Consider the following 1,221-nt stretch of genomic DNA (forward strand, 5'->3'; position numbering starts at 1 on the left):
CTTGGATTCAAATCGTCAATGCAACAGGGCGGCGTAGCGTTCGGCGGGAGTGTCGTAGTCGAGGGTTTTCCGGGGCCGGTTGTTCAATCTCTCCGCGATTCGGTGCAAGTCAGCCTGGGAGTAGCCGTTCATGCTTGTCTTCTTCGGAAAATACTGACGAAGCCAGCGATTGGTGTTCTCGTTGGTGCCGCGCTGCCAGGGCGAGTGTGGGTCGGCGAAGTACACGCTGATCCCGGTGCCGGCGGCGACGTCTTTGTGTCCGGCCAGCTCCATGCCGCGGTCCCACGTCAGGGAGCGAGACATCGTCTCCGGGAGCGCCGACAGCTCCCGGCACAGTCCTTCAGTAACAGAGGACGCATGGCGTGAGTCGACCTGGACTAAGCAGGTGTAGCGGCTGGAGCGTTCCACGACCGTGGCGATCTGGGACTGCTCCGATCCGATCATCAAATCGCCTTCCCAGTGACCTGGAACAGCGCGGTCCGCGACGTCGTCTGGACGGGCATCAATCGACACGGCGTCTTTGATCTGCGAGCGCCACTGGCCGGAGGTGGTGTTGCTGACCGCGCGACGAATCGGTCTGCCGGTGCGCAACTGCTTCTGTAACGACTTGTCCAGCACATTCCAGGATTGGATGTACAGCGACCGATAGATCGCCTCGTGCGAGATCAGCATCCGCGACCCGGCTGGGTACTGCTTCTTCAGCCGACCAGCGATCTGTTCCGGAGACCATTCCTCTTTCAGGCGTGCAGCGACGTAGCCTCGCAGTACAGGGTTCGTGGCCAGCTTGGGCTTCTGAGGACGCCGGGCCCGGCGCCAGGCGCGGTCGTCTGCGTCGATGGCGCGATAGCGCTCCCTACCCTCGTTCTGCCCGACTTCTCGGCTGATCGTTGACGCAGGCCGTCCCAGCTGGCGACCGATCTGGCGGTACGAGTCGCCCGCCGCCAGACCGCGGGAGATCTCCTCCCGATCGGACAGACTCAATGTCCCCGCCCGGCGCTTCTGCGGCGACTGATAGATCCCGCCCTTGGGCCGCAGGATCGAAAACACCGAACCCGGCGGCGAGTCGACCGATCGCGAGATCTCACTGATCGACGACCCCGCCTTCCACATATCCCAGACCCGCTGCCGTTCCTCCGGCGGCAGTCCGGGCCGGCCAATCTTAGCCATCGTCCACCTCCACCATAGATTGCTTGGTGTTGCGTTGACGGTTTGAGTCTAAGG

At 63.0% G+C, this 1,221-nt stretch carries 1 protein-coding gene; it reads right to left on the reverse strand.

The window, feature by feature from the left end; all coding sequences use genetic code 11:
• Positions 1-15: 15 nt before the first annotated feature.
• Positions 16-1,167 (reverse strand): IS30 family transposase, encoded by a 1,152-nt coding sequence (locus G6022_RS01960; RefSeq protein ID WP_069389026.1) that lies wholly within the window; start codon positions 1,165-1,167, stop codon positions 16-18.
• Between the last annotated feature and the right edge of the window lie 54 nt (positions 1,168-1,221).

It is taken from the genome of Dietzia sp. Cai40 (genome assembly GCF_014145165.1).
Classification (GTDB): Bacteria; Actinomycetota; Actinomycetes; order Mycobacteriales; family Mycobacteriaceae; genus Dietzia; species Dietzia natronolimnaea.